Origin of the sequence: Paraburkholderia sp. BR10872, assembly GCF_040965835.1 — a bacterium.
Lineage (GTDB): Bacteria > Pseudomonadota > Gammaproteobacteria > Burkholderiales > Burkholderiaceae > Paraburkholderia > Paraburkholderia nodosa_A.
The window spans coordinates 1-765 of the sequence record NZ_JBFRCN010000149.1 but is presented as its reverse complement, the minus strand read 5'-3'; the positions used below and the strand labels follow the sequence as shown (position 1 = coordinate 765).

At 66.4% G+C, this 765-nt stretch carries 1 pseudogene; it reads right to left on the bottom strand.

Features of this window, described 5'->3' with window-relative positions:
- Positions 1 to 765: pseudogene (locus AB4Y43_RS40455) on the bottom strand (urocanate hydratase); the annotation flags it as partial.

Below are 765 nucleotides of genomic sequence, written 5' to 3'. Positions count from 1 at the left end.
GCATCGCGCGCACCTGGTGGGCCATCGATTCCTTCGCGACCTTCACGATGCTTTCCGGCGCGACCTTCTGCGCTTCACGCCACTGCTCCACGGTCCAGCCCTGCGGCAGGTAGCCGTTGATCGGGTCATGCGCGCTCGTCTGGTCGGTCACGCAGTCAGGCGTGATGCCGCGCTTCACGAACTCGGCGAAGACATCGGCGGCGTTGCCGAGCAGGCCCACCGAAACCGGCTTGCCCGTGCGCTTCGCTTCCTCGATGATGGCCAGCGCCTCGTCGATGGTCTTGGCCTTGCGGTCCACGTAGCGCGTCTTCAGCCGGAAGTCGATGCGCGTCTCGTCGCATTCCACCGCGATCATCGAGAAGCCCGCCATCGTCGCCGCGAGCGGCTGTGCGCCGCCCATGCCGCCGAGGCCGCCCGTGAGAATCCAGCGGCCCTTCGGGTCGCCGTTGAAGTGCTGGTTCGCGACCGAATAGAACGTTTCGTAGGTGCCCTGCACGATGCCCTGCGAGCCGATGTAGATCCAGCTGCCCGCGGTCATCTGGCCGTACATCATCAGGCCCTTGCGGTCCAGTTCGTGGAAGTGTTCCCACGTGGCCCAGTGCGGCACGAGGTTCGAGTTCGCGAGCAGCACGCGCGGAGCGTCGGCATGGGTGCGGAACACGCCCACGGGCTTGCCCGACTGGATCAGCAGCGTCTCGTCCTCGTTCAGGTCCTTGAGCGACGCGAGGATCTGGTCGAAACACTCCCAGTTGCGCGCCGCGCGGC